Annotated in this window: 19 protein-coding genes; 13 read left to right on the top strand and 6 right to left on the bottom strand. The window is 74.8% G+C overall.

The genetic code is table 11. The annotated features are described in order from the left end of the window. Positions 1–3 precede the first annotated feature (3 nt). Positions 4–1,125, bottom strand: a complete 1,122-nt coding sequence (locus AA0005_RS15275) for a glycerophosphoryl diester phosphodiesterase membrane domain-containing protein (protein WP_413450986.1) — start codon at positions 1,123–1,125, stop codon at positions 4–6. 121 nt (positions 1,126–1,246) lie between these two features. Here AA0005_RS15275 and mtrA point away from each other — a divergent pair, with 121 nt between their 5' ends. From mtrA to AA0005_RS15230, 9 genes are all read left to right on the top strand, one after another. Further along, a complete protein-coding gene (gene mtrA / locus AA0005_RS15270; RefSeq protein WP_413450985.1) occupies positions 1,247–1,930 on the top strand; it encodes an MtrAB system response regulator MtrA in 684 nt (227 codons plus the stop codon). Then, positions 1,927–3,570, top strand: coding sequence for an MtrAB system histidine kinase MtrB (mtrB, locus tag AA0005_RS15265; RefSeq protein WP_413450984.1), 1,644 nt, complete (start codon positions 1,927–1,929; stop codon positions 3,568–3,570). Before mtrA ends, mtrB begins: the two co-directional genes overlap by 4 nt. Continuing rightward, positions 3,567–5,255, top strand: coding sequence for an LpqB family beta-propeller domain-containing protein (locus tag AA0005_RS15260; protein ID WP_413450983.1), 1,689 nt, complete (start codon positions 3,567–3,569; stop codon positions 5,253–5,255). The genes mtrB and AA0005_RS15260 overlap by 4 nt, the downstream gene beginning before the upstream one ends. A gap of 228 nt (positions 5,256–5,483) precedes the next feature. Then, positions 5,484–6,251: a ComF family protein gene (locus AA0005_RS15255; RefSeq protein ID WP_413450982.1), complete on the top strand. Its 768-nt coding sequence runs from the start codon at positions 5,484–5,486 to the stop codon at positions 6,249–6,251. A gap of 332 nt (positions 6,252–6,583) precedes the next feature. Further along, entirely contained in the window at positions 6,584–7,213 is a 630-nt protein-coding gene (gene hpf, locus AA0005_RS15250) for a ribosome hibernation-promoting factor, HPF/YfiA family (RefSeq protein WP_413450981.1), read from the top strand. A gap of 66 nt (positions 7,214–7,279) precedes the next feature. Then, complete coding sequence (locus tag AA0005_RS15245) at positions 7,280–8,548, top strand: winged helix-turn-helix domain-containing protein (protein ID WP_413450980.1); 1,269 nt, start codon at positions 7,280–7,282, stop codon at positions 8,546–8,548. A 75-nt stretch (positions 8,549–8,623) separates the two neighbouring features. Next, a complete protein-coding gene (gene secA, locus AA0005_RS15240; protein ID WP_413450979.1) occupies positions 8,624–11,530 on the top strand; it encodes a preprotein translocase subunit SecA in 2,907 nt (968 codons plus the stop codon). Positions 11,531–11,676: 146 nt separating this feature from the next. Further along, positions 11,677–12,864 carry an LLM class flavin-dependent oxidoreductase gene (locus tag AA0005_RS15235; protein WP_413450978.1) on the top strand — a complete coding sequence of 396 codons (1,188 nt, stop codon included), beginning with the start codon at positions 11,677–11,679 and terminating at the stop codon, positions 12,862–12,864. A gap of 20 nt (positions 12,865–12,884) precedes the next feature. Continuing rightward, entirely contained in the window at positions 12,885–13,502 is a 618-nt protein-coding gene (locus tag AA0005_RS15230; protein ID WP_413450977.1) for an FMN reductase, read from the top strand. 4 nt (positions 13,503–13,506) lie between these two features. Here the strand turns inward: AA0005_RS15230 and AA0005_RS15225 are convergent, their stop codons facing one another. Both AA0005_RS15225 and AA0005_RS15220 read right to left on the bottom strand, forming a co-directional pair. Further along, entirely contained in the window at positions 13,507–13,986 is a 480-nt protein-coding gene (locus AA0005_RS15225; RefSeq protein ID WP_413450976.1) for an Rv3235 family protein, read from the bottom strand. Further along, on the bottom strand, positions 13,983–14,861 hold the full coding sequence (locus tag AA0005_RS15220) for a LysM peptidoglycan-binding domain-containing protein (protein ID WP_413450975.1): 879 nt from the start codon (positions 14,859–14,861) through the stop codon (positions 13,983–13,985). Before AA0005_RS15220 ends, AA0005_RS15225 begins: the two co-directional genes overlap by 4 nt. A gap of 133 nt (positions 14,862–14,994) precedes the next feature. Here AA0005_RS15220 and AA0005_RS15215 point away from each other — a divergent pair, with 133 nt between their 5' ends. After that, complete coding sequence (locus AA0005_RS15215; protein WP_413450974.1) at positions 14,995–15,504, top strand: hypothetical protein; 510 nt, start codon at positions 14,995–14,997, stop codon at positions 15,502–15,504. Between the two features lie 3 nt (positions 15,505–15,507). On the opposite strand, the gene AA0005_RS15210 is transcribed toward AA0005_RS15215, so the two are convergent. Beyond that, the gene (locus AA0005_RS15210) at positions 15,508–15,723 is read right to left on the bottom strand and encodes a helix-turn-helix domain-containing protein (RefSeq protein WP_413450973.1); all 216 of its coding nucleotides are present in this window, start codon (positions 15,721–15,723) and stop codon (positions 15,508–15,510) included. Positions 15,724–15,860: 137 nt separating this feature from the next. Here AA0005_RS15210 and AA0005_RS15205 point away from each other — a divergent pair, with 137 nt between their 5' ends. From AA0005_RS15205 to AA0005_RS15195, 3 genes are read left to right on the top strand one after another with little or no spacing between them, the layout of a single operon-like run. Continuing rightward, entirely contained in the window at positions 15,861–16,505 is a 645-nt protein-coding gene (locus tag AA0005_RS15205) for a hypothetical protein (protein ID WP_413450972.1), read from the top strand. Beyond that, positions 16,502–17,770: an AAA family ATPase gene (locus AA0005_RS15200; protein WP_413450971.1), complete on the top strand. Its 1,269-nt coding sequence runs from the start codon at positions 16,502–16,504 to the stop codon at positions 17,768–17,770. Before AA0005_RS15205 ends, AA0005_RS15200 begins: the two co-directional genes overlap by 4 nt. Before the next feature lie 35 nt (positions 17,771–17,805). Then, the gene (locus tag AA0005_RS15195; RefSeq protein WP_413450970.1) at positions 17,806–18,288 is read left to right on the top strand and encodes a DUF6912 family protein; all 483 of its coding nucleotides are present in this window, start codon (positions 17,806–17,808) and stop codon (positions 18,286–18,288) included. Positions 18,289–18,291: 3 nt separating this feature from the next. Here AA0005_RS15195 and AA0005_RS15190 read toward each other — a convergent pair whose 3' ends face one another. After that, on the bottom strand, positions 18,292–21,291 hold the full coding sequence (locus tag AA0005_RS15190) for an AAA family ATPase (RefSeq protein WP_413450969.1): 3,000 nt from the start codon (positions 21,289–21,291) through the stop codon (positions 18,292–18,294). Then, positions 21,291–22,505, bottom strand: a complete 1,215-nt coding sequence (locus tag AA0005_RS15185) for an exonuclease SbcCD subunit D (RefSeq protein ID WP_413450968.1) — start codon at positions 22,503–22,505, stop codon at positions 21,291–21,293. The genes AA0005_RS15190 and AA0005_RS15185 overlap by 1 nt, the downstream gene beginning before the upstream one ends. Between the last annotated feature and the right edge of the window lie 48 nt (positions 22,506–22,553).

Below are 22,553 nucleotides of genomic sequence, written 5' to 3'. Positions count from 1 at the left end.
CGGTCACCCGCCCTGTGCCGCGCGGGCGAGCTCGACGTCCAGGCCCTCCTTGCGCATCCGCACGTCGATGTAGAGCAGCGCCAGGACGGCGGCCATGACGGGGATGGAGATGGCCGAGCCGACGAGCTGACCGATCGAGGAGATGACGAGCGGGAGCAGGACGTCGCCCTGCACCGTCGTGAAGACGCTGCCGACCATCGTGAAGGGCACCGAGAGGATGCTGATGAGGATCGTCACGAGGACGACGGTGAGCGCCATGATCCCGAACAGGCGCCAGAAGTTCCCGCGGGTGAGGCGCCACGAGCGTGCGATCGAGGCGAGGACCCCGGTGCCCTCGAGCATGATCGCGCAGGTGGCCAGCATGAGGCGTACGCCGAAGAAGCCGATGATGCCGACGAGGAGGAGGAACATCAGCGGGACGACGACGAGCGCGGTGAGGACGCCGTCGCCCGTCACCTCCGCGAGACCGACGGCGACGGCGACCGTGAGCGCGATCGCCCCGACCGCGCCGACGATCCCCGCCACGCCGAGGAGGAGGGACAGCACGACGAGGCGCCACAGCCGCCCCCGGGCGCGCTGCCACACCTCGCCGAGGGTGATCTTGCGGCCGAGGACCGACTCGCTGACCGAGATGATCGCCAGGCCCTCGAGGACGAGGGTGGCGAGGCTGACGGCGGCGGAGCTGAGGAGGAGTCCCGCGACGCTGCCGACGCCGAAGAGGGCGTCGAACTCGGCGACCCCGGACTGCGCGGCACGCTCGACCCGGCCCAGGAGCGGCACCGTCAGGGCGATCTGGACGACCGACCCGACACCGATGACGATGATCGCCAGCCCGAACATCACCAGGGGGTTGCTGCGGATGGCGCGGAAGGCGCCGTCGTAGATCTCCCCGAGCGTGAGCGGGCGCAGCGGGATGATCCCGGGCTGCACCGCCGTCGGGACCGGGGTGAAGCCGGGGCCGTAGTAGCCGCCGGGTGCCTGCCCGTACTGCCCGTACTGCCCCGGCGGGGGGCCGTACTGCCCGGGCGGGGGGACGGGTGGACCCGGCGGCGGCGCCTGCTGCCCGTACTGGCCATACTGCCCGTACTGGGGCGCCGGCTCCTGCTGGCCTGGTTGCTGGCTCATCGGTCCCTCCCCGGTTCTCAGCGGTCATCGTGCCACGGACGGGGACCGGCTCGGGGCGGTGGTGCACGACATGGCCGGGGGGCTCACCGGATTCGCCGCGGTGGGTGCGACGATAGTGGGCATGAACGCTCGAATTCTCGTGGTCGACGACGACACCGCGCTCGCCGAGATGATCGGCATCGTGCTCCACGGCGAGGGCTTCGACACCGTCATGTGCGCGGACGGGTCCCAGGCGCTGGAGATGTTCCGTGCCGAGGAGCCCGACCTCGTGCTTCTCGACCTCATGCTCCCGGGCATCGACGGTATCGAGGTGTGCCGCCTCATCCGCGCCGAGTCCGGCGTCCCCGTCGTCATGCTCACCGCGAAGTCCGACACGATCGACGTCGTCGCCGGGCTCGAGGCGGGCGCGGACGACTACATCCCCAAGCCCTTCAAGCCCAAGGAGCTCGTCGCCCGGGTCAAGACCCGCCTGCGCCGCACGACCGGCCCGCAGACCGAGCGCCTGACCATCGGGGACCTGTCCATCGACGTCGCCGGCCACCAGGTGACCCGCAACGGCGAGCCCATCGCGCTCACGCCGCTGGAGTTCGACCTGCTGCTCGCCCTGGCCCGCAAGCCCTGGCAGGTCTTCAGCCGCGAGGTCCTGCTCGAGCAGGTCTGGGGCTACCGGCACGCCGCGGACACCCGCCTCGTCAACGTCCACGTGCAGCGGCTGCGCGCGAAGATCGAGAAGGACCCGGAGAACCCCGAGGTCGTCGTCACCGTCCGCGGCGTCGGGTACCGGGCAGGCAGCCCGCAGCGGTGAGCCAGGAGCCGCAGGAGGAGACCGGCCCGCGCGGGTGGGCCGGTCGCGCCGTCGACCGCTGGCGCTCCTCCCTGCGGCTGCGCGTCTCGACGACGACGGTGCTCGTCGGGGTCGCCGCGCTCATCCTCCTCGGGGCGGTCGTCAGCGTGACGATCCGCGACGGGCTCTTCGAGACCCGCCGCGACGAGATCCTCGCCGACGCGGCGGCCCGCACCCGTTCGGCGCAGCAGTCCTCCGACGCCGCGATCGCCAACACCGGCCCGCAGGTGCAGCAGCTCGCCGCCGACATCGTGGCCGGCAGCCGGGCGGGGGGCAGCGGGGTGGTCGGCAGCATGCTGCTGCGCAGCCCGGACGAGTCCGCCCAGGTCCTCATCAACGAGGTCGTCCTGCCCGAGCGGCTCCTCGACGGCGCCGTCCTCACCGAGGAGATGCGGGCCGCGGTCGCGGAGGGCGGGCAGCACTGGCAGTCGATCTCGCTGCCGTCGAGCGCGGGTGGTGGCCCGGGGATCATCGTCGGCTCGGACGTGAACCTGCCGGTCGTCGGGACCCACGAGCTCTACACCGTCTACACCCTCGCCCCGGAGGAGGACACCCTCACGCTCGTCATCCAGGTGCTCAGCGCCGGTGCCGTCGTGCTCCTCATCTTCCTCGCCGCGATGACCGGCTTCATCGCCCAGCGGGTCCTGGGTCCGGTGCGGCAGGCAGCGCGGACGGCCGAGCGCCTCGCCGACGGGCTGCTCGACGAGCGGCTCGAGGTCCAGGGGCACGACGAGCTCGCCACCCTCGGCCGCACCTTCAACGAGATGGCCGAGAGCCTGCAGGACCAGATCGAGCGGATGGCCGAGCTCTCCCGCCTCCAGCAGCGCTTCGTCTCCGACGTCTCGCACGAGCTCCGCACCCCGCTGACGACCATCCGGATGGCCAGCGAGGTGCTCCACGCCAGCCGCGACGAGTTCGAGCCGGCCGTGCGCCGGTCCGCCGAGCTGCTCCAGACCCAGCTCGACCGCTTCGAGCAGATGCTCGCCGACCTCCTCGAGATCAGCCGCTTCGACGCCGGCGCCGCGCTCCTCGACGTCGAGGAGCGCGACCTGCAGGACGTCGTCGCCCACGCCGTCGAGCTGGCCGCCCCGCTCGCCGAGCGCACCGGCTCACGGATCACCGTCACCGGCCCCGGCCGGCCCTGCACCGCCGACATGGACCCGCGGCGCGTGGACCGCATCGTGCGCAACCTCCTCGTCAACGCGATCGAGCACGGGGAGGGACGGCCGATCGACATCACGGTGGGGGCCAACGACGTCGCCGTCGCCGTCGTCGTCCGCGACCACGGCACGGGCATGACGCCCGAGGCCGCCAGCCACGTCTTCGACCGCTTCTGGCGCGCCGACCCCGCCCGCGCCCGGACCACGGGCGGCACCGGCCTGGGCCTGTCGATCTCCCTGGAGGACGCGCGCCTGCACGGCGGCACCCTCGAGGCGTGGGGCCGCCCCGACGAGGGCGCCGCCTTCCGCCTCACCCTCCCGCGCCGGGCCGGGCTCGTCATCTCCTCCTCCCCGCTGCCGCTGCACTCCGCACCGGAGGAGCCCGTCGCCGACGACACCGGACCCGCCTCCGTCCCCGACCTCAGCCAGGGGGGCCGATGACTTTGCGCCGCCGCACCGCCGCCCGCCTCACGGCGGCCCTCGCTGCCGCCCTCGCCCTCGTCGGCTGCGTCAGCCTGCCCGACTCCGGACCCGTGACGGCCGTCGACACGGTCGTGCCCGCGGGCAGCCCCGTCGCGCTGCTCGCCTACGGCCCCACCCCCGACGCCACCGCCAACCAGATCGTCCAGGGCTTCCTCCGGGCGGTCGCCGCCGGCGGTAACGACGAGTTCGCCGTCGCCCGGGAGTACCTCGCCGGGCCGGCCGCGGAGACGTGGAACCCCCGCTCCCAGGTGCGCGTCTACACCGCCCGCGACATCACCTACACGCAGGCGCCCGACGGCGCCGTGCGCGCCAGCGCGGTGGCCGCCGCCAGCGTCGACGAGCACGGCCGCTACACGGAGGCGACCCCCGACACGGTCATCGAGGCGGACTTCACGCTCGCGCGCATGCCGGACGGGCAGTGGCGCATCGTCGACCTCGACGACGGCATCCTCCTGTCCCCGGTGGTCTTCGAGGCGCAATACAACCAGTACAAGCTCTACTTCCCGAGCCCGGACGGCGAGGCGCTCGTCCCCGAGGCCCGGTGGTACCCCGACCGCAGCGCCGCCTCCCTCATCGTGCGGCACCTGCTCGAGGGGCCCTCGCCGTGGCTGGCCGGCGGGGTCACCACCGCCGTGCCCACCGGCACCCGTCTGGGAGAGGACAGCGTGACGGTGAGCGACGGCGTCGCAACCGTCGACCTCACCGCCGAGCCGCTGGCGCTCGAGCCGGCCCAGCGGGCCCTCATGGTGGCCCAGCTCCAGGAGTCGCTGCGCACCGTTCCCGCGATCCAGTCGGTCGACGTGCGCGTGGGCGGCAGCCCGCTGCCCGTCGACGCGGAGACGCCCGAGCTGCTGCGCAACCCCTACGTGACGGGCAACCCCGTCGTCGTCGCCGACGGCCAGGTGCAGCGCTTCACGGGATCCGAGCTGGTTCCGCTGCCCGAGTCGACCCTCGTTTCGACCCCGCGCGCACCCGCGCTGCCCTACGAGGGAGCACCGGGGCGGGCGGTGGTGCTCGACGGCACCGACCGGCTCGTCTCCCTCCCCACCGACGACGACCCCGGCGCGGTGCTGCTGACCGGGCGTGACCTCCTGCCCCCGTCGGTCGACCGCCACGGCTGGGTGTGGACCTCGCCCCGGGCGAGCGACGGGGTGCTGCGCGCGGTCCTGCCCAACGGCACGGCCGCAGAGGTGGACGCGAGCTGGCTCGACGGCGCCGAGGTGCTCTCGGTCCGCATCTCGCGCGACGGCACCCGCGCCGTCGTCGTGTGGCGGGACGCGGAGGTCGAGCAGGTCGAGGTCGCCGCCGTGCTGCGGGACGCCGACTCCCAGCCACTCGCGCTCGGCGACCCGGTGCGCCTGGGGGAGTCCCTCACCAGTGCGCTCACGGCCACCTGGGTAGACGAGCAGACGATCGGCGTGCTCGGGACCAGTGGCGGCGAGCCGGCCGTGGCGGTCCACCTCGTGACGATCGGCGGGCCGACCACTGACCTGCCGCCCGTCGAGGACGCCACCCGGCTCTCCGCCGCCACCGGCGACCGCACGATCGTCGTCGGCACCGAGGCGGGTGACCTGTACGAGCGCAACGGCCTGGGCTGGACCCTGGCCGCCAGCGACGTCCGCGACCCCGCCTACCCCGGCTGACCACCCCCCGCCCTGGCGGCGTGCCTCCCGGGCTGATCGTGATCTGCGTACAAGTCCGAGACACGCTCACGACACGCTGGGACACGTGCCGATCAGACCGCCCTCGGGCGGCGGTGTGCGCAGATCACGCGCATGGCGCTGCTCCCCAGCTGACCCTCCCGGGCGGGGTCCGCACCGGCCGCCCGGCCCGGCCAGCGTTCAGGCCGCCGTGCCGGCGACGCTGGTCCGGTGCCAGCGACCCCGCCGATCCGCACGCCCCGTACCGCCCGGGTACTCACCGAGGGGCTCGCCCTCGTGCTGCCCGCCGACTGTGCCGGCTGCGCTGCGTGGGACGTCGCGGTGTGCCCGGCCTGCCGCGAGCTCGTGTCCCTCACCCCCGTGCGCAGCGACCGGGACGCTCCCGCGCTCAGCCTCCTCGGCGACGCCGGCTCGCTGCTGCCGGTGTGGTCGCTGGCCGACTACGCGGGCCCGGTCCGCGGCCTGGTCCTCGCGTGGAAGCGCACCGGCCGAGCCGACGTCGCGCGCGTGCTGCTGGAGCGGGCTCGCCTCGGGGCCGAGACGTGGGCGGCGGACCCCGAGCTGGACCTCACGGGAAGCGGCGACGTCGTCGTCGTGCCGGCGCCCTCCGGGTTGCGCCGACGGCTGCGCGGGGCGCTCGTCGCCGGTGACCTGGCCGACGCCGTCGCCGCCGGGATCGCAGCCTCCGGCGCCCTCGAGCCGGGGCGGGAGGTGCGCTCGGCCGACCTCCTCCGGCGCTCGGGCGGCCGACGCCACCAGGCCGGGCTCGGGGTGCGCGCCCGCGCTCGCAACCGGGGCGGGGGAGTGCGGGTGCTGGCGACGCCGCGCCCAGGCGACGTCGTCGTCCTCGTCGACGACGTCCTCACGACCGGCTCGACCCTCGCCGCCTGCGCGCGGGCACTGACCGGCACCCGCGTGGCCGGGGCCCTGGTCCTGGCGGCCACGCCGCCGCCCGGCCGGACGGCGCCCCTCGCCTGAGGCGGGGGCGGAGAATCCGGCTGTCGGCGAGAGTGTGGGGCGAGTCCGACTCTCGGTGGGGGCGGGCCCGGCTTCCGACGGGGGAGGGGCCCGGCTTCCGGCGGGGAGGGAGCGGCACCGGGGAACCGTTTCCACGAGGCGGGACGACCATCCCAGGTCAGGGGAGCGAACCTCGACTAACGTTCATGTATGGACGCCCTCTCGCCCCGCCGGCAGCTGCCGGAGGCACGCGAGCTCCGAGGAGAGGAGGTGCCAGACATCTTCCTCACCCGCCACAGCCGGCGGGACGCATCAGGAACCGACTAGGTTTCACTCTCTCTACGGAGGACACCATGGACATCGCCGTTGTTGCCCGTAACACCGAGGTGGCGGAGCGCTTCCGCACGCACCTGGAGGACAAGCTCTCGAAGGTGGAGCAGCTCGCCCCTCGCGCGCACCGCATCGAGGTGGAGATCACCCGGGAGCAGAACCCGCGGCTCGCCGACCAGGCCGAGCGCGTCGAGCTCACGGTGATCGACCGCGGACCGACAGTCCGGGCGGAGGCCGCCGCGGACGACCGGTACGCGGCCCTGGACCTGGCGACGACGAAGCTCATGGAGCGCCTGCGCCGTTCGCGCGACCGGCGCAAGAACCACCACCGCCGCGCCGGCGCCAAGGCGCCGACGCTCATGCCCGACACCCTGCCCGAGCCCGTGGAGGAGGAGGCGCCGACCGCGCCCACCCCGCCGACCGAGCCCGGGGTCGCGGTCGAGGCACAGCTCGGTGACTCACCCGTCATCGTGCGCCAGAAGCTGCACGACACCGCCCCGATGACGGTCGACCAGGCCCTCTACGAGATGGAGCTCGTCGGCCACCCGTTCTACCTCTTCATCGACGAGGAGACGAAGCAGCCCTGCGTGGTCTACCACCGCCACGGCTGGACCTACGGGATCATCCGGCTCAACCACCAGGTCCAGGACTGACGGACGACGACGGCGGGTCGCGGCAGACGCTGCGGCCCGCCGCCGTGTTTCGGTAGCGTCACCGGCGTGACGCGCACCATCAGTCTCGCCCAGGCCCGCAGGGTCGCGATCGCCGCCCAGGGCCTGGACCGCCCACGGCCGACGACGGTGACGATGCGCCACCTCACCGGCACCCTCGAGCGCATCGGGCTGCTCCAGATCGACTCCGTCAACGTCCTCGCCCGCGCGCATCTCCTGCCGCTCCTCGCCCGGCTCGGGCCCTACGACACCGCGCTCGTGGACCGCGCCTCGGGCCGCGCCCCGCGCCGCATGGTCGAGGCGTGGGCGCACGAGGCCTCCTACCTGCCGGTCGAGACCTACCCGCTCGTCGCCGGCACGCGCCGGCGCTGGGCAGGCATGGACCCCGCCGTCATCGAGCGGAAGCACCCGGGGCTGCTGCGGCTCGTGCGCGACGTCGTCGCCGAGCGTGGGCCGATCACCTCACGGGAGGTCGAGGCGCTCGTCGACGCGCGGTACGCCGAGCGCGGCGAGGGGTGGGGCTGGCGGTGGAGCGCGTCCAAGACCGCCCTCGAGGCCCTCTTCGACGCCGGGGAGATCACCGCGGCGCGGCGCAACGCCCAGTTCGAGCGCGTCTACGACCTCACCGAGCGGGTGCTGCCCGCCCACGTCCGCGACCGGCCGGCGCCCGCCGTCGAGGACGCCGTACGCGAGCTCGTCCGCATCGCCGCCCGCGCCCACGGTGTGGGCACCCTGCGCTGCCTCGCCGACTACTTCCGCCTCGGCCAGCGGGTGATCCGCGGCGCCGTCGACGAGCTCGTCGACGCCGGCGAGCTGCTCCCCGTCACCGTCACCGGCTGGGACCGCCCGGCGTGGATGCACGCCGCCACCCGCGTGCCGCGCCGTACCGCGGCCCGCGCCCTGCTCGCCCCCTTCGACCCGCTCGTCTTCGAGCGCCGGCGCCTGCTCGAGCTCTTCGGCATGCACTACCGCATCGGCATCTACACCCCGGCACACCTGCGCACCCACGGCTACTACGTCCTGCCCTTCCTCCTCGGGGAGCACCTCGTCGCGCGGGTCGACCTCAAGCACGACCGCGACGGCGGCCGCCTCCTCGTCCGCAGCGCCTTCCTCGAGCAGCCCCGCCCCGGTGACGGGGCGACGTGGCCGGCACCCGCCGTCGTCGTCGCCGAGCTGGCCCGGGAGCTGGCCGTGATGGCGACGTGGCTGGGCGCGGGCGCCGTCGTCGTCGACGACGACGCGCGCGGCGACCTGGCCCGTCCGCTCGGAGCGGAACTGGACGGGGTTCGGCTCCCGGACGCTGACGCTTACCATTGACGGCAGGCGTGCGCACAGACGGTGCGCCCGACGCCGAGCAACGGCGCCGACTTGTCGAACCGGGAGTGGAACCGCGTGGCTTCGATCCTCAGCAAGATCTTGCGCATGGGCGAGGGACGGGTGCTCAAGCAGCTCACCGCGATCGCCGACCAGGTCAATGCGCTGGAGGAGAGCGTCAGCGGCCTCACCGACGCCGAGCTGCGCGCGGAGACCGACCAGTTCAAGGAGCGCCTCGCCGCGGGGGAGACCCTCGACGAGCTCCTGCCCGAGGCCTTCGCCACCGTCCGCGAGGCCGCCAAGCGGACCCTGGGCCAGCGGCACTTCGACGTCCAGGTCATGGGTGGTGCCGCGCTGCACCTCGGCAACATCGCCGAGATGAAGACCGGTGAGGGCAAGACCCTCGTCGCGACGCTGCCGGCCTACCTCAACGCGCTGACCGGCAAGGGCGTGCACGTCGTCACGGTCAACGACTACCTCGCCGGCTACCAGGCCGAGCTCATGGGCCGTGTGTACCGCTTCCTCGGCCTCACCACCGGCGTCGTGCTCTCCGGCCAGAAGCCCGACGAGCGCCGCAAGCAGTACGCCGCCGACATCACCTACGGCACGAACAACGAGTTCGGCTTCGACTACCTGCGCGACAACATGGCGTGGTCCACCGCCGAGCTCGTCCAGCGCGGCCACCACTTCGCGATCGTCGACGAGGTCGACTCGATCCTCATCGACGAGGCGCGCACCCCGCTCATCATCTCCGGGCCCGCCTCCGGCGACTCGAACAAGTGGTACTCCGAGTTCGCCCGCCTGGCCATGCGCCTCAAGCGGGACGACGACTACGAGGTCGACGAGAAGAAGCGCAACGTCGGCGTCCTCGAGTCCGGGATCGAGAAGGTCGAGGACCACCTCGGCATCGACAACCTCTACGAGTCCCTCAACACCCCGCTCATCGGCTTCCTCAACAACGCCCTCAAGGCCAAGGAGCTGTTCAAGCGGGACAAGGACTACATCGTCCAGAACGGTGAGGTCCTCATCGTCGACGAGCACACCGGCCGCGTGCTGGCCGGGCGCCGCTACTCCGAGGGCATGCACCAGGCCATCGAGGCCAAGGAGGGCGTGCAGATCAAGGCGGAGAACCAGACGCTCGCCACGATCACCCTGCAGAACTACTTCCGCCTCTACGACAAGCTCTCCGGCATGACCGGTACCGCCGAGACCGAGGCGGCGGAGTTCTCCAGCACCTACAAGATCGGCGTCGTGCCCATCCCGACCAACCGGGACATGCAGCGCATCGACCAGCCCGACCTCATCTACAAGAACGCCCAGGTCAAGTACAAGGCGATCGTCGAGGACATCGTCGAGCGGCACGCCAAGGGCCAGCCGGTACTCGTCGGCACGACGAGCGTGGAGAAGTCCGAGCTGCTGTCCTCGCTGCTCAAGCGCAAGGGCGTCCCGCACGAGGTCCTCAACGCGAAGAACCACGCCCGTGAGGCCGCGATCGTCGCGATGGCCGGACGCAAGGGCGCCGTCACCGTCGCCACCAACATGGCCGGCCGCGGTACGGACATCATGCTCGGCGGCAACGCCGAGCACATCGCCATCGACGCGCTGCGCCAGCGCGGGCTCGACCCCGAGGAGAGCCCCGAGGAGTACGAGGCCGCGTGGCCCGAGGCCCTCGAGGAGGCCCGGCGCTCGGTGGCCGCGGAGCACGAGGAGGTCGTCGAGCTCGGCGGCCTGTACGTCCTCGGGACCGAGCGCCACGAGTCGCGCCGCATCGACAACCAGCTGCGCGGCCGCTCCGGCCGACAGGGCGACCCGGGCGAGTCCCGGTTCTACCTGTCGATGGAGGACGACCTCATGCGGCTGTTCAACTCCGGGCTCGCCATGCGCGTGATGGACGGCTCCGCCTTCCCCGACGACATGCCCCTCGAGGCCAAGATGGTCTCCCGCGGGATCGCCTCCGCCCAGGCGCAGGTCGAGGGCCGCAACTTCGAGATCCGCAAGAACGTCCTCAAGTACGACGACGTCCTGTCCCGCCAGCGCACCGTCGTCTACGAGGAGCGCCGCCGCGTCCTCGAGGGGGAGGACCTGCAGGAGCAGGTCCAGGGCTTCCTCGACGACGTCATCTCCGGTCTCGTGCGCGAGTACACCGCGGGGCCCGACGCCGGCACCTGGGACCTCGAGACCCTGTGGGCCGAGCTCGCCCGCGTCTACCCCGTGTCCATCACGGCCGAGGACGTCATCGAGGAGGCCGGCGGCCAGAACCGGCTGAGCGCCGACATGCTCGTCGAGGAGCTTCGCTCCGACATCCACCTCGCCTTCCAGCGCCGTGAGGAGGAGCTGACCCCCGACGTCATGCGCCAGCTCGAGCGTCGGGTCGTCCTGTCCGTGCTCGACCGCAAGTGGCGCGAGCACCTCTACGAGATGGACTACCTCAAGGAGGGCATCGGGCTGCGGGCCATGGGCCAGCGCGACCCGCTCGTGGAGTACCAGCGCGAGGGCTACCAGCTCTTCCAGGCCATGAACGAGGCCATCAAGGAGGAGTCGGTCAGCTACCTCTTCAACCTCGAGGTCAAGGTCCAGCAGCCGGGCGAGGCTCAGGCCGACGGCCAGGCCGCCGGCAACGGCCAGGGCGGGGTCACCGCCGAGGCCGCGGCGGCGACCGCCGCCGGTGCCCGCCTGGGCGCGACGGCGAGCGACGGTGCCAAGCAGTCCGGGCGCCGCGCCGGCGCCAAGTCGGTGACGGCGAACCGCGCCGCTGCGGCACCGGCCGGCGACGGCCCGCAGATCGTGGGCCTGGAGGAGCCGCAGCGCCCCTCCGCGCTCACCTACACCGCCCCCTCCGCCGACGGCGACACCCGCCCCACCGTGCGCACCGAGGGCAAGGGCGCGGCCGCCGGGAGCGGGCAGGCCGGGGCCGCCCAGGCCGCCGCCGGCGGCGGCAACCGCGAGGCACGCCGCCGCGCCGCCAAGGCCGCCAAGAAGCGCTGAGCAGCCACTGCCGACGCCCCGCACTGCACCCGCAGCGCGGGGCGTCGGCGTGTGACGTGGCCCTCGGCGCGGCCGGAATAGATCCGCGACGGACCCGGTTGGACGGGGTGTACATGCATACGCATCGAGTCTGAGGGGCTGGCACCATGCAGTTCGGAATCTTCACGGTCAGTGACGTCACCACCGACCCGACGACGGGGTGCACGCCCGACGACACCGAGCGGGTGCGGGCCATCCTCACCATCGCCGAGCACGCCGACCAGGCCGGGCTCGACGTCTTCGCCACCGGTGAGCACCACAACCCGCCCTTCGTCGCCTCCTCGCCGACGACGATGCTCGGCTACCTCGCCGGCCGGACGAAGAACATCGTCCTGTCCACGGCGACGACGCTCATCACGACGAACGACCCGGTGAAGATCGCCGAGGACTACGCGATGCTCCAGGTCATCAGCGAGGGCCGCATGGACCTCATGATGGGCCGCGGCAACACCGGGCCGGTCTACCCGTGGTTCGGCAAGGACATCCGCCAGGGCGTCAACCTCGCCGTGGAGAACTACGCGCTGCTCCGCCGCCTGTGGGAGGAGGAGGTCGTGGACTGGCAGGGCAAGTTCCGCACCCCGCTCCAGGGCTTCACCGCCACCCCCCGCCCGCTCGACGGCGTGCCGCCCTTCGTCTGGCACGGCTCGATCCGCACCCCCGAGATCGCCGAGCAGGCCGCGTACTACGGCGACGGCTTCCTCCACAACAACATCTTCTGGCCCCTCGAGCACACCTCCCGGATGGTCCAGTACTACCGCCAGCGCTACGAGCACTACGGCCACGGCCGCGCCGACCAGGCGATCGTCGGCCTCGGTGGTCAGTTCTTCGCCCGGAAGAACTCCCAGGACGCGTGGAACGAGTTCCGCCCCTACTTCGACAACGCGCCCGTCTACGGGCACGGCCCCTCGATGGAGGACTTCACCCGCGAGACCCCGCTGACCGTCGGGTCCCCGCAGCAGGTCATCGACCGGTACGCCACGATGCGTGAGCACGTGGGCGACTACCAGCGCCAGCTCTTCCTCATCGACCACGCCGGCCTGCCGCTCAAGACCGTCCTCGAGCAGATCGACATCCTCGCCGAGGACATCGTCCCGGCGCTGCGGGAGATCAACGAGTCCAAGCGCCCGGCCCACGTGCCCTCCGACCCGCCCAGCCACGCCGAGCGTGTCGCCGCGGCCCGCGCCGAGGGCAAGGCCGGCGACGGCCACGTCGCCGGCGAGGACCGCTGGACCGGCCGCCGCGCCGAGGACGAGGCCGCCGCGACCGCCACGCGCGGTGCCGCCTTCGGACTGTGAACCGACAGGAGAGAACAGACATGACCAGCCGCACCATCGCCGTCGTCTCCGCCGGGCTGAGCCAGCCCTCCTCCACCCGGATGCTGGCCGACCGGCTCGCCCAGGCCACCACCGAGGCGCTCGCCGAGCAGGGCGTGACCGCCGAGGTCACGGCCGTCGAGCTGCGCGACCTCGCCCACGGCATCACCGACGCCATGCTCACCGGCTTCCCCACCGGAGAGCTGCGCACCGCCCTCGAGTCGGTCACCGGCGCCGACGGCGTCATCGCCGTGACGCCGATCTTCATGACGAGCTACTCCGGGCTGTTCAAGTCCTTCGTCGATGTCATCGACAAGGACGCCCTGCGCGAGGTGCCGGTGCTCCTCGGCGCCACCGGCGGCACGCCCCGCCACTCGCTCGCCACCGAGTACGCCATGCGGCCGCTGTTCTCCTACCTCCACGCCGACGTCGTCGGGACCGCCGTCTTCGCGGCCACCGACGACTGGGCGGGGCAGGGGGACGACATGAACCCGCTGCCCGAGCGCATCCGGCGGGCCGGCCGGGAGCTCGCGGACAAGGTAGCCGCCCGCCCGGCGCGCGCGGCCGCCGCTGACGAGTTCGATGCCGTCCCCGACTTCGCCGACCTGCTCGGCCGGTAGGCGCTCAGCCGATCTCCAGGGCGGTAGCCCGCCAGCGGCCGCGGTGGCACTCGACACGCACCGCGGCCGCCCGGATGCGCACGCCGTCGTGGACGACGACGGCGGCCTCGTGGACGCCCGGGCGCACCTCCGTGCAGCGCACCCTCCGGACTCGCGCGCACAGCGCGGGGTTCGGCCGGCCGAGGATCCGCACCGCGAGCCCGGCCCGCCGGGCCAGCGACTCGTAGAGCTCGGCACTGAGCCAGCGCGCGAGCTGGGCGGTGGGCCGGCTGCCGGTGAGGACCTCGACCGCGGCGCGCACGAGCGTGCCCGCCCACGGGCCCACGGGCGGCAGCCCGCTGAGGTCCTCGCCCGCCGGTGGCGGGTCGGCCGCCTCGGCCGGGGTCTCGGCGCTGAAGCGCACCCGGTCCCAGGTGCGGGCCTCCTCCAGGCTCGGCGTGGCGGGCCGCGGCGGTGCGGCGAGGGGTGGGGCGAGCGTGGTCATCGCTGCTCCTTCGGTTCGGGGGCCTGCAGGGTCTGGCCCGGGTGGATGAGGTGGGGGTCCGCGCCGATGACGGCGCGGTTCGTCGCGTACCAGCGCGGCCACTCGGCCGCGACCTGCGCGTCTGTGACTTCCGGCCCGAGCCGGGCCCGGGCGATCGACCAGAGCGAGTCGCCGGGCCGCACGACGTGCGCCGCTCGGCTCGGGGTGGGTGCGGCGGGTGCTCCGCGTGCGGTGCCGACGGGCGCGGCCACCGGCGCCTCCTGACGGGCGCTGCCGACCGCCGCCGCACTGCCCGCCGGGGACGGTGCGGGTACCGTCGCGTCCGGTGCCGCGGGCGTGGGCTGCGCCCGCGCCGGGGTGTCGGGCGGCGGGGGTGGCTGCGTGGGCGGCGTCTCCGCGGGCGGCTGGTCGGCCGCCACCGGGGACGGCTCCGGAGTCGGTTCGCCGGCCGTCTCCTCGCCGTCTGCCGAGGGCTCGGGCGAGGCGAGCGAGCCGATCCCGGGCCGCAGGTCGTGCGGGACGGCGTCGTCCGCAGTGGTCCCGGCGCTCGCCGGCAGCGCCGCGAGGGCGAGGCCCGCCCCCATGCCGACGACCGCGGCCCGGCGCAGGACGGGTGCCCCCGCCGTCCCGACCGCGGCGCGGAGCCCGCGGGCCAGGCGCGGGGCGCGCCGCCCGAGCTCCGCCACGTGGGCGAGCAGGAGGGCGGTGGCGGTCAGCGCGTACCAGGCCGCGACGAGCGTGCCACCCGCCGCGGCCGCGATTGCGACGGCGTCGTCGACGCGGACGACGCCCCGGGCGGCGAGCTCGCCCGCCCAGCCGCCGAGCAGCACTGTGACGAGCGTGGTGAGTGCGGCGAGCGCGGCGGTCCGAAGCATCCCTTGCCCCCGTATGGTGTCGGACGATGGCGTTTGATGTGCTTTGGTGTGGCTAGGGTCACATGTGTACGCCTCGACAGGCGTCCTGTCCAGGGGGAGGCGGCGGGGTGTGGACGGGCACTACCGTGGGCCGATGCGGTGGGAAGCCCTCTTCGACGACCTCGAGCGCCAGTTCCTCCAGGCGGCGCGGGTGGCCGAGGACGAGGAGGTCGTCGACCTCGCCGAGGCGGAGCAGGCGCAGGTGTCCCTGGCCGACCGGCTCCGCGCCCGCCACGGCCAGGCCGTGGCCCTGCGCCTGAGCGACGGCAGCGACGTGCACGGCACGGTCGTCGACGCGGCGGTCCAGTGGCTCCTCGTCGCGGACGCCGGCCGGCGGGTCCTCGTGCCGACCGCCGCCGTCGCGGCGGCTAGGTCGCTGGGGGCGGCCGCTCCCGAGGCGCCCGTCGTCGAACGGCGGCTGCGGCTGACGCACGTGCTGCGAGCGCTGGCGCGGGAGCAGAGCGCCGTCGTCGTGCGGACGACGGCGGGGGACTTCCGGGGGCGCATCACCCGGGTCGCGGCGGACCACGTCGACGTCGAGGGCGAGCCGGGCGGCGTCGTCGCCGTCGCGCTCGCGCACGTGCTGACGGTGCAGACCGCCTGAGGGTCAGTCGGGCAGGTCCTCACCGCGGGCGAGCGCGGAGCGCGTCCGGGCGTACTGGCGCTGGATGTACTCCTCGAGGACCACGGCCTCCACGCGCCACACCCCCCGGCCACCGACCTGGATGGCGGGCAGGTCGCCCGAGCGCACGAGCGAGCGGGCCTGCGCCACGGAGACAGACAGCTCCTCCGCGACGTCCGCGAGGGTGAGGAAGCGCGCCATAGGCCACAGTCTCTCACCGTGGCGGCGTGCCGCGGCGCACCTGTGCACAGCGCGGCCGTCCAACAGCGCTGTGGAGAACGCCCCCGCGGCGGGTCCGGAGCAGGCACGATAGGCCCAAGCACGCGGAGGGGAGTGCGATGAGCGACGACGACTCGGCACAGCGGCTGAGGCGGCCCAGCTGGCGTGACCCGCGCCTGGGCGTCGGGGTGCTGCTCGTGGCTGCCTCCGTGGCCCTGGGCAGCTGGACGGTCGCGCAGGCCGACCGGACGACCGAGGTCCTGCTCGCCGTCGAGGCCCTGACGCCCGGCGACCGGCTCGCCGACGCGCAGCTGCGGCCCCACGCCGTCCGCCCCGACGGCCTCACCGGGACCTACCTCGCCGCCGGCGACGAGCTGCCCGAGGACGCGGTCGTCACCCGGGTCGTGGGCGAGGGGGAGCTCGTGCCGGCGGCGGCCGTGGGGAGCGCGGAGGAGGTGGACCTGCGTCCGGTCGTCGTCGCGCTGCCCGGCGCCACGCCGAGCGACGTCGTCAAGGGCGCGGCCGTGGACCTGTGGCTCACCGCGCCGGCCGCGCCCGGCGTCCAGGCCGAGGTGGAGCCGCCGACGCCGGAGCTGCTGGCCGAGCGGCTCGTCGTCTCCGACCTGCTCGAGGCCGACACGATCTTCGCCGGGGCGGGCGGCTCCGCCGTCCAGGTGCTCGTCCCGCGAGCCGAGCTGCCCGCCGTCCTCGGTGCGCTGAGCGGGGAGGGGCAGATCGTCGTCCTCCCGGTGCCGGGCGCATGACGAGCGGGGTGCTGCTCGCCCTCACGGGGCCGGAGGAGGCCGAGCTCGTCTCGCTGGTCGACGGGCCCGGGACGGGCCTGCAGGTGGTGCGCCGCTGCGCCGACGTGCCCGAGGTCCTCGCCGCCGGGCTGGCAGGCCTGGCCTCCCTCGGGGTGCTCTCGGCCGAGCTGCCGGGCCTGGACCGGCCGGTGCTGCGGCAGCTGGCCGGCAGCGGGGTCCGCACCGTGCTCGTCGCCGAGGAGGCCGACGCCGAGCGCTGCCGCGCGCTGGGCGCCACGGCGGTCACCTGGGTGGGGGCAGGCCCGCAGGAGTGGTTGCGGGTCCTGGCGGAGCTGGCCGGCAGCGAGCCGGCCGAGCGTCCGGCGCCCGCGCGGCCCGAACCGGCGGACGACGCCGTCCCGTCCGGGCGCCTCGCGGTCGTGCGGGGCCCGCGCGGGTCACCGGGCCGGACGACGGTGGCCGTCAACCTCGCCCACGAGCTCGCCGAGCGCGCCGAGGTGCTCCTCGTGGACGCCGACACCGAGGCGCCGAGCGTGACGCAGGTCCTCGGTGTCCTCGACGAGACGGCCGGCATCGCGGCAGCCGCCCGGCTCGCGGGGGACGGGCGCCTCGACGACGCCGCCCTCCTCCCGCTGACGCGGCGGCTCGGCGGCGGGCCGCGCCTGCTCACCGGCCTTACCCGCGCTGACCGGTGGCGCGAGCTGCCGGCCGCGTCCCTCGACGTCGTGTGGGAGCGGGCGCGCGCCGTCGCCGGGTGGACGGTCGTGGACGTGGGGGCCGGGATCGACGACTCCGCCGGCAGCTTCGGCCCCCGCCGCCACCAGGCGGCGCTGTCGGCGCTCGGGGCGGCGGACGTCGTCGTCGTGGTCGGTGCGGCGGAGCCGGTCGGCATGCACCGCCTCGTCATGGGGCTGCAGGAGCTGAGCGACTCCGGGGTGTGCGGGCCGCAGGCGCAGCGGGTGGTCGTCGTCAACCGGGTGAGGGGGTCGGCGGCGGGCGCGAGCCCCGAGCAGGCGGTCGTCGAGTCGCTCGCGCGCTTCGCGGGGGTGAGCGCGCCGCTCCTCGTGCCCGACGACCGGCCCTCCCTCGACCGTGCCGTGCTGCGGGGCGCGACCCTCGCGGAGGTAGCGCCGGGCAGCCGGGCGCGCGCCGCCCTGCGTGAGCTCGCCGACCGGCTCGCCGGGCCGGTCGAGGAGACCCGCAGGCGCCCGCGGGGCAGACGCTCGGGCAGAGTGGTCCGGGCGGCTCGCACCGGCGCGGGATGACGCGCTCTCGTACGTCCGTGCGGAACAATGCCGGTATGCGGATCTACCTGCCCGCCACCAACGCGGACCTCAGCCGACCGGCCGGGGTCCCGCCGCGCTGGGCGCACGCGGTGACGGCCGAGCTGCGGCGGGCACTTCCCGACGAGGACGACGAGGGCCTGGAGGCCGCCGCGATGCTCGCAGCGGCCGACGAGAGCGTCGTCCACCTCCGGGCGGCGGCCTCCGCGGTACCCCGCCGGGTCGTCATCGCGGCCGACGTCGAGGACTCCGCCGTCGTCGTGCCTGGGCGGGCTCGCCCGTGGCAGCCCGGGGACGACCAGCTGCCCAGCGCCGTCGAGGTCCGCGCGATCGTCCCGTGGACGGACGTCGTGAGCATCCACGTCGACGAGCCGCAGGCGGAGGGCGACGTCACCGCCGCCCTCGCGGACGACGACGCCGTGGACCGCGCCGCCGAGCACGACCTCCTGTGGCACGACATCGTCGAGCGCGAGGTGCTCGCCCGCGAGCTGCGCGGCTGAGCGCTAGGCCCGCACGGTCAGCGTGGAGGCGCCCGAGCCGAGGCGCCGCACCTCGATGCGCTCGGCGATGCGCTCCTTGAGCTCGTTCACGTGGCTGACGATGCCGACGGCGCGGCCACCGGCCTGCAGGCGACCGAGCTCCCCGAGCACGCCGTCGAGGGTGTGGGGGTCGAGCGAGCCGAAGCCCTCGTCGATGAACAGGGTGTCGAGGGAGATGCCGCCCGCCTCGCTCGTCACGACGTCGGCCAGGCCCAGGGCCAGGCACAGCGAGACGTAGAAGGTCTCGCCGCCGGACAGGGTGTGGGGGTCGCGGGTGGTCTCGGTGACGTGGTCGTGGACCGCCAGGCCGAGGCCCGCCTTGCGGGAGCGGCCCTCGCGCTCGTCGATGCGGGTGAGGGCGTACCGGCCGTCGGACATGACGGTGAGGCGGTCGTTCGCGGCGGCGACGACGTCCTCGAAGCGGCGCAGCAGGACGAAGGTCGACAGCGTGGTGGCGCGGGCGTTGCCCTCGCCGGCCGCCGCGAGCTCGCCCATGCGCAGCACCGGCGCGGCGCGCTCGGTGACGGCACGGTGGCCCTCGAGGACTGCGGTGAGGGACCCGTGGCAGCGGCGCAGCCGGGTGACGGTGTCCGCGGCCCTGCCGGCGGTCTCGGTGGCGGCGATGAGGGCGGAGTGCCGCTCGGCGTGCACGGCCTCGGCGGTCTCGACCGCGGGTACCTCCTCACCGGTGAGCGAGGCGATGGGGGCCTCGGCCAGGCACTCGCGCACGCGGGCCGTCGCGGCGCCGTGCGCGCTGACCTCACGCTCGAGCTCCGCCATCCGGGAGGACGGCAGCTGGGCGGCGGAGGCCGCGGCGGCGTCGGCGAAGCCCGACTCGATGAGCGCGGCCGCCAGCGCCGCGGCCGCCTCGTCCTGCCGGTGGCGGGCCGCGTGGTGCGCGTCGCGGGCGTCGACGACCCGCTGTGCCGTGCCGAGCCGGGTCTCGATCCGCCGGGCCCGGGCCGCGACCGTGCCGGCGTCGGCGGCGCCACGGGCGCAACGCTCCCGGTCGGCGGCGATGGCGGCGCGCCGGCCCCGGAGCTCCTCGGACGCGGCGGCGAGGGCGCTCTCCTCGCGGCCCGCGGCCTGCCTGAGTCGCTCGGTCTCCGCATCGAAGGCAGCGAGCTCCTCCTCGCGCAGGGCGGCCAGGCGGACGGCCTCCCGGGCATCGGTCAGCTCCTCCTGCGCGGCCGCGAGGGACTGCTCGGCCTCCGCGAGAGCGACGCCCCCGGCGGCCTCCTGCGCAGCCCGCAGCCCGGCCTCGGTCTGGGCACGAGCCTCACGGGCGGCGCTGAGGGCCTCCTCCGCGCGCACCCGGCGGGCGGCGGCGGCGTCGACGTCCTGCGTCGTCGCGTGCTCGGGAGAGCGGGGCGCAGGGGACGGGTGCTCGGTGCCGCCGCACACGGCGCACGGCTCGCCCGGCTCGAGCTCCGCGGCAAGGCTGCCCGCCATCCCGGCGATCCACCGGCCGCGTACCGCCCGCTCGTCCTGGGCGACGGCCGCGGCGCTGGTCGCCGCTGCGGTGACCGCAGCCTCGGCCGCCACGAGCTCGGCGAGGTGCTGGTCGGCGCGCCGGGCGGCGTCACGGACCGCGCGACATGCCGCGACCCGTGCCTCGGCGGCGGGCACGCTCATCGCCTCGCGCTGGATCCTCGTCAGCGCCTCCGCCAGCCGCTCCCGCTGCCCGGGACGCGCATCGAGCGCTGCACGGCGCTCCTCGAGGGCGGTGCGCCGCTCGGTCAGCGCGGCCTCGTCCGCCTCGACGGCCGTCTCCCGGGCGGCCAGCCCGGCCTCGAGCTCGAGCAGCTCGACGAGCCCGCCGCGCTCCCCGGTGAGCCGGGTGACGACCTCGCGCAGACCGGCGAGCTCGAGGTCGGTGAGGTCGGCGTCGGGACCATCGGCGGAGGCGGTGCACACCTGCGTGAGCCGCTCCTCGGCCTGCTCGGCTGCGGTGCGGGCCGCGGCCTCGGCACGCAGCGCGCCGGCGGCCACCGCGGCCCGCCGCGCGGCCGCGAGCTCCTCGCTGCGCGCGGCAACGGCCTCCTCCCGCTGCGCGAGGAGCTCCTGCTCGGCGAGGAGCTCGCGGCGGCGGCTCACCCGCTGGGCGAGGTCACGCTCGGCGTCGAGCGCCTCCTGGGCGGCGCGCTCGGCGGCACGCGCCTCCTCCCGGCGACTCTCCGCGGCGGCGTGCTCGCTCTCGGCGCGGGCGACGACGGCGGAGGCCGCCTCCTCGAGCGCCGCGGCGTCGAGCTCGGCCGCCGCCTGCTCGAGCGTGGCGAGGGAATCGTCCTCCTCGGGCAGGAGCGCGACAAGGTTGCCGACGCAGCCGGTGACCGCCCGGTGGGCGGCCTCGAGCTCGCGGCGTGCCTCTCGGGCCATGGCGACGAGCTGCTCTTGGACGCGCTGGTAGACCTCGGTGCCGAAGACGTCCTGGAGCACGGCGGCCCGCTCGTCGGGCTTGGCACGCAGGAAGGTGGAGAAGCGCCCCTGCGGCAGCACCACCGTCTGGCTGAACTGGCTGCGGTCCAGGCGCACGATCCGCCGGACCTCGGTGCCGACCTCCTGCGTGGTGGCCGCGAGCGGCTCACCGGCGAGGTCGGAGACGGACTCCAGGCGCCACAGCTTGGCAGTGGCGTTCTGGCGGGTGGTGCCCTCCCCACGGCGCTTGGGACGCTGGAACGCCGGGGTGCGCCGCACCCGGTAGATGCCGGCGCCGGTGGAGAAGACGACCTCGATGACCGGCTCGGTGCCCGGCGCGTGCGCGGAGGGCAGGCGGTCGTCCCGGGCGGGGCTGCCGAGGGTGCCGTAGAGGCCGAAGGTGATGGCGTCGATGAGCGTGGACTTGCCCGAACCGGTCGGCCCCTCGAGGAGGAAGAGCCCGCCCGCGGAGAGCTGGTCGAGGTCGACCTCGTGGCGCCCGGCGAAGGGGCCGACGGCCTCGAGGGCGAGGTGGTGGATGCGCATCACGCACTCCTCTCGGCGGCGAGCGCGGCCTCGTACGCCGCCCGCAGCACCGCGGTCTCGGCCTCGGTGGGAGCCGTGCCGGTGACCTCGTGGACGAACTCGGCCGCCACCTCGAGGGGGTCGCGGGACGTGGTGACGGCGCGCGCCGGGCCACCGATGAGCGGCACCGCCGGCCGGTGCTGGACGACGAGGGCGTGCGGGAAGCGCTCGCGGACCCGGGCGTAGAGCTCACGCGGCCGCGCGGTGTCGGTGACCGCGACCCGCACCCAGTCCTGCGCCTGCGCGTCGAAGGCGGGGGAGAGCAGCTCCTCGAGGCTCCCCGACACCTCCGAGAGCCTCCGCGGGCACGGCGCGGGCAGGAGCTCGGTGTGCGCGACGCCCTCGCTGCCGAGCTCGACGAGCACGCTCGACTTCGTGTGGTGCATCTCGGAGAAGGAGTAGGCCAGCGGCGAGCCGGAGTACCGGGCCACCGGCCCGCGCCCCGCCGTGCTCTCCGGGCCGACCCGCTGCGGGCCGTGGAGGTGGCCGAGGGCCACGTAGTCGGGGGCAAGGTCCCCGCCCGTGAGGACCTCGAGCGGGACGGCGTCCACGCCGCCGACCCGGATGTCGCGCTCGGACTCCGAGGCGCGCCCGCCGACGACGAAGGCGTGGGCCATGAGGACAGCCGGCACCCGCGGGCCGCTCACGCGACGGGAGGCGAGGTCGGCGCGGACCCGGCGCATGGCTGCCGCGGCCACCGCCTCGTGCGAGCGCGCGGGGACGGCGGTGGCGCCGTCGTCGTCCTCCTCGGCGAGGCGGTGGCGGGTGGTGTCCGGGTCGAGGTACGGCAGGGCGTAGACGAGCGCGGAGGACGCGCCGTCCGCGGACGGCAGCTCGACGGGGCGGGCGAGGTCCTCGACGCGGGCGCGCACGGCCAGGCGCTCGCGGAAGAGCGGGGCGGCGAAACCGAGCCGGGTGGCGGAGTCGTGGTTGCCCGGGGTGAGGACGACGCGGGTGAGCTCGGTGAGCCGCAGCAGCGCGTCGGTGAGGAGGTCGACGACGGCGACGGGCGGGATCGCGCGGTCGTACACGTCACCGGCGACGAGGACGGCGTCGACGCGCTCCTGGCGCACCACCTCGACGAGGTGGTCGAGGAAGGCGGCCTGGTGCTCGACGAGATCGACCCCGTGCAGGGTGCGCCCCAGGTGCCAGTCCGAGGTGTGCAGGATGCGCATGGGACGACGGTAACCGCGGCCACCGACATCGCCGGGGAGGCTGGGGAG

The sequence above is a fragment of the Georgenia phoenicis genome (assembly GCF_047302425.1).
GTDB lineage: Bacteria > Actinomycetota > Actinomycetes > Actinomycetales > Actinomycetaceae > Oceanitalea.
The sequence above is the reverse complement of the archived record's forward strand: the minus strand, read 5'-3'. Positions and strand labels throughout refer to the sequence as shown.

Excerpts from the sequence above, each read along its gene's own strand:
- AA0005_RS15275 (WP_413450986.1), bottom strand. The coding sequence starts at position 1,125 with ATGAGCCAGCAACCAGGCCAGCAGGAGCCGGCGCCCCAGTACGGGCAG.
- mtrA (WP_413450985.1), top strand. The coding sequence starts at position 1,247 with ATGAACGCTCGAATTCTCGTGGTCGACGACGACACCGCGCTCGCCGAG.
- AA0005_RS15260 (WP_413450983.1), top strand. The coding sequence starts at position 3,567 with ATGACTTTGCGCCGCCGCACCGCCGCCCGCCTCACGGCGGCCCTCGCT.
- hpf (WP_413450981.1), top strand. The coding sequence starts at position 6,584 with ATGGACATCGCCGTTGTTGCCCGTAACACCGAGGTGGCGGAGCGCTTC.
- AA0005_RS15235 (WP_413450978.1), top strand. The coding sequence starts at position 11,677 with ATGCAGTTCGGAATCTTCACGGTCAGTGACGTCACCACCGACCCGACG.
- AA0005_RS15230 (WP_413450977.1), top strand. The coding sequence starts at position 12,885 with ATGACCAGCCGCACCATCGCCGTCGTCTCCGCCGGGCTGAGCCAGCCC.
- AA0005_RS15225 (WP_413450976.1), bottom strand. The coding sequence starts at position 13,986 with ATGACCACGCTCGCCCCACCCCTCGCCGCACCGCCGCGGCCCGCCACG.
- AA0005_RS15220 (WP_413450975.1), bottom strand. The coding sequence starts at position 14,861 with ATGCTTCGGACCGCCGCGCTCGCCGCACTCACCACGCTCGTCACAGTG.
- AA0005_RS15215 (WP_413450974.1), top strand. The coding sequence starts at position 14,995 with ATGCGGTGGGAAGCCCTCTTCGACGACCTCGAGCGCCAGTTCCTCCAG.
- AA0005_RS15210 (WP_413450973.1), bottom strand. The coding sequence starts at position 15,723 with ATGGCGCGCTTCCTCACCCTCGCGGACGTCGCGGAGGAGCTGTCTGTC.
- AA0005_RS15205 (WP_413450972.1), top strand. The coding sequence starts at position 15,861 with ATGAGCGACGACGACTCGGCACAGCGGCTGAGGCGGCCCAGCTGGCGT.
- AA0005_RS15200 (WP_413450971.1), top strand. The coding sequence starts at position 16,502 with ATGACGAGCGGGGTGCTGCTCGCCCTCACGGGGCCGGAGGAGGCCGAG.
- AA0005_RS15195 (WP_413450970.1), top strand. The coding sequence starts at position 17,806 with ATGCGGATCTACCTGCCCGCCACCAACGCGGACCTCAGCCGACCGGCC.
- AA0005_RS15190 (WP_413450969.1), bottom strand. The coding sequence starts at position 21,291 with ATGCGCATCCACCACCTCGCCCTCGAGGCCGTCGGCCCCTTCGCCGGG.
- AA0005_RS15185 (WP_413450968.1), bottom strand. The coding sequence starts at position 22,505 with ATGCGCATCCTGCACACCTCGGACTGGCACCTGGGGCGCACCCTGCAC.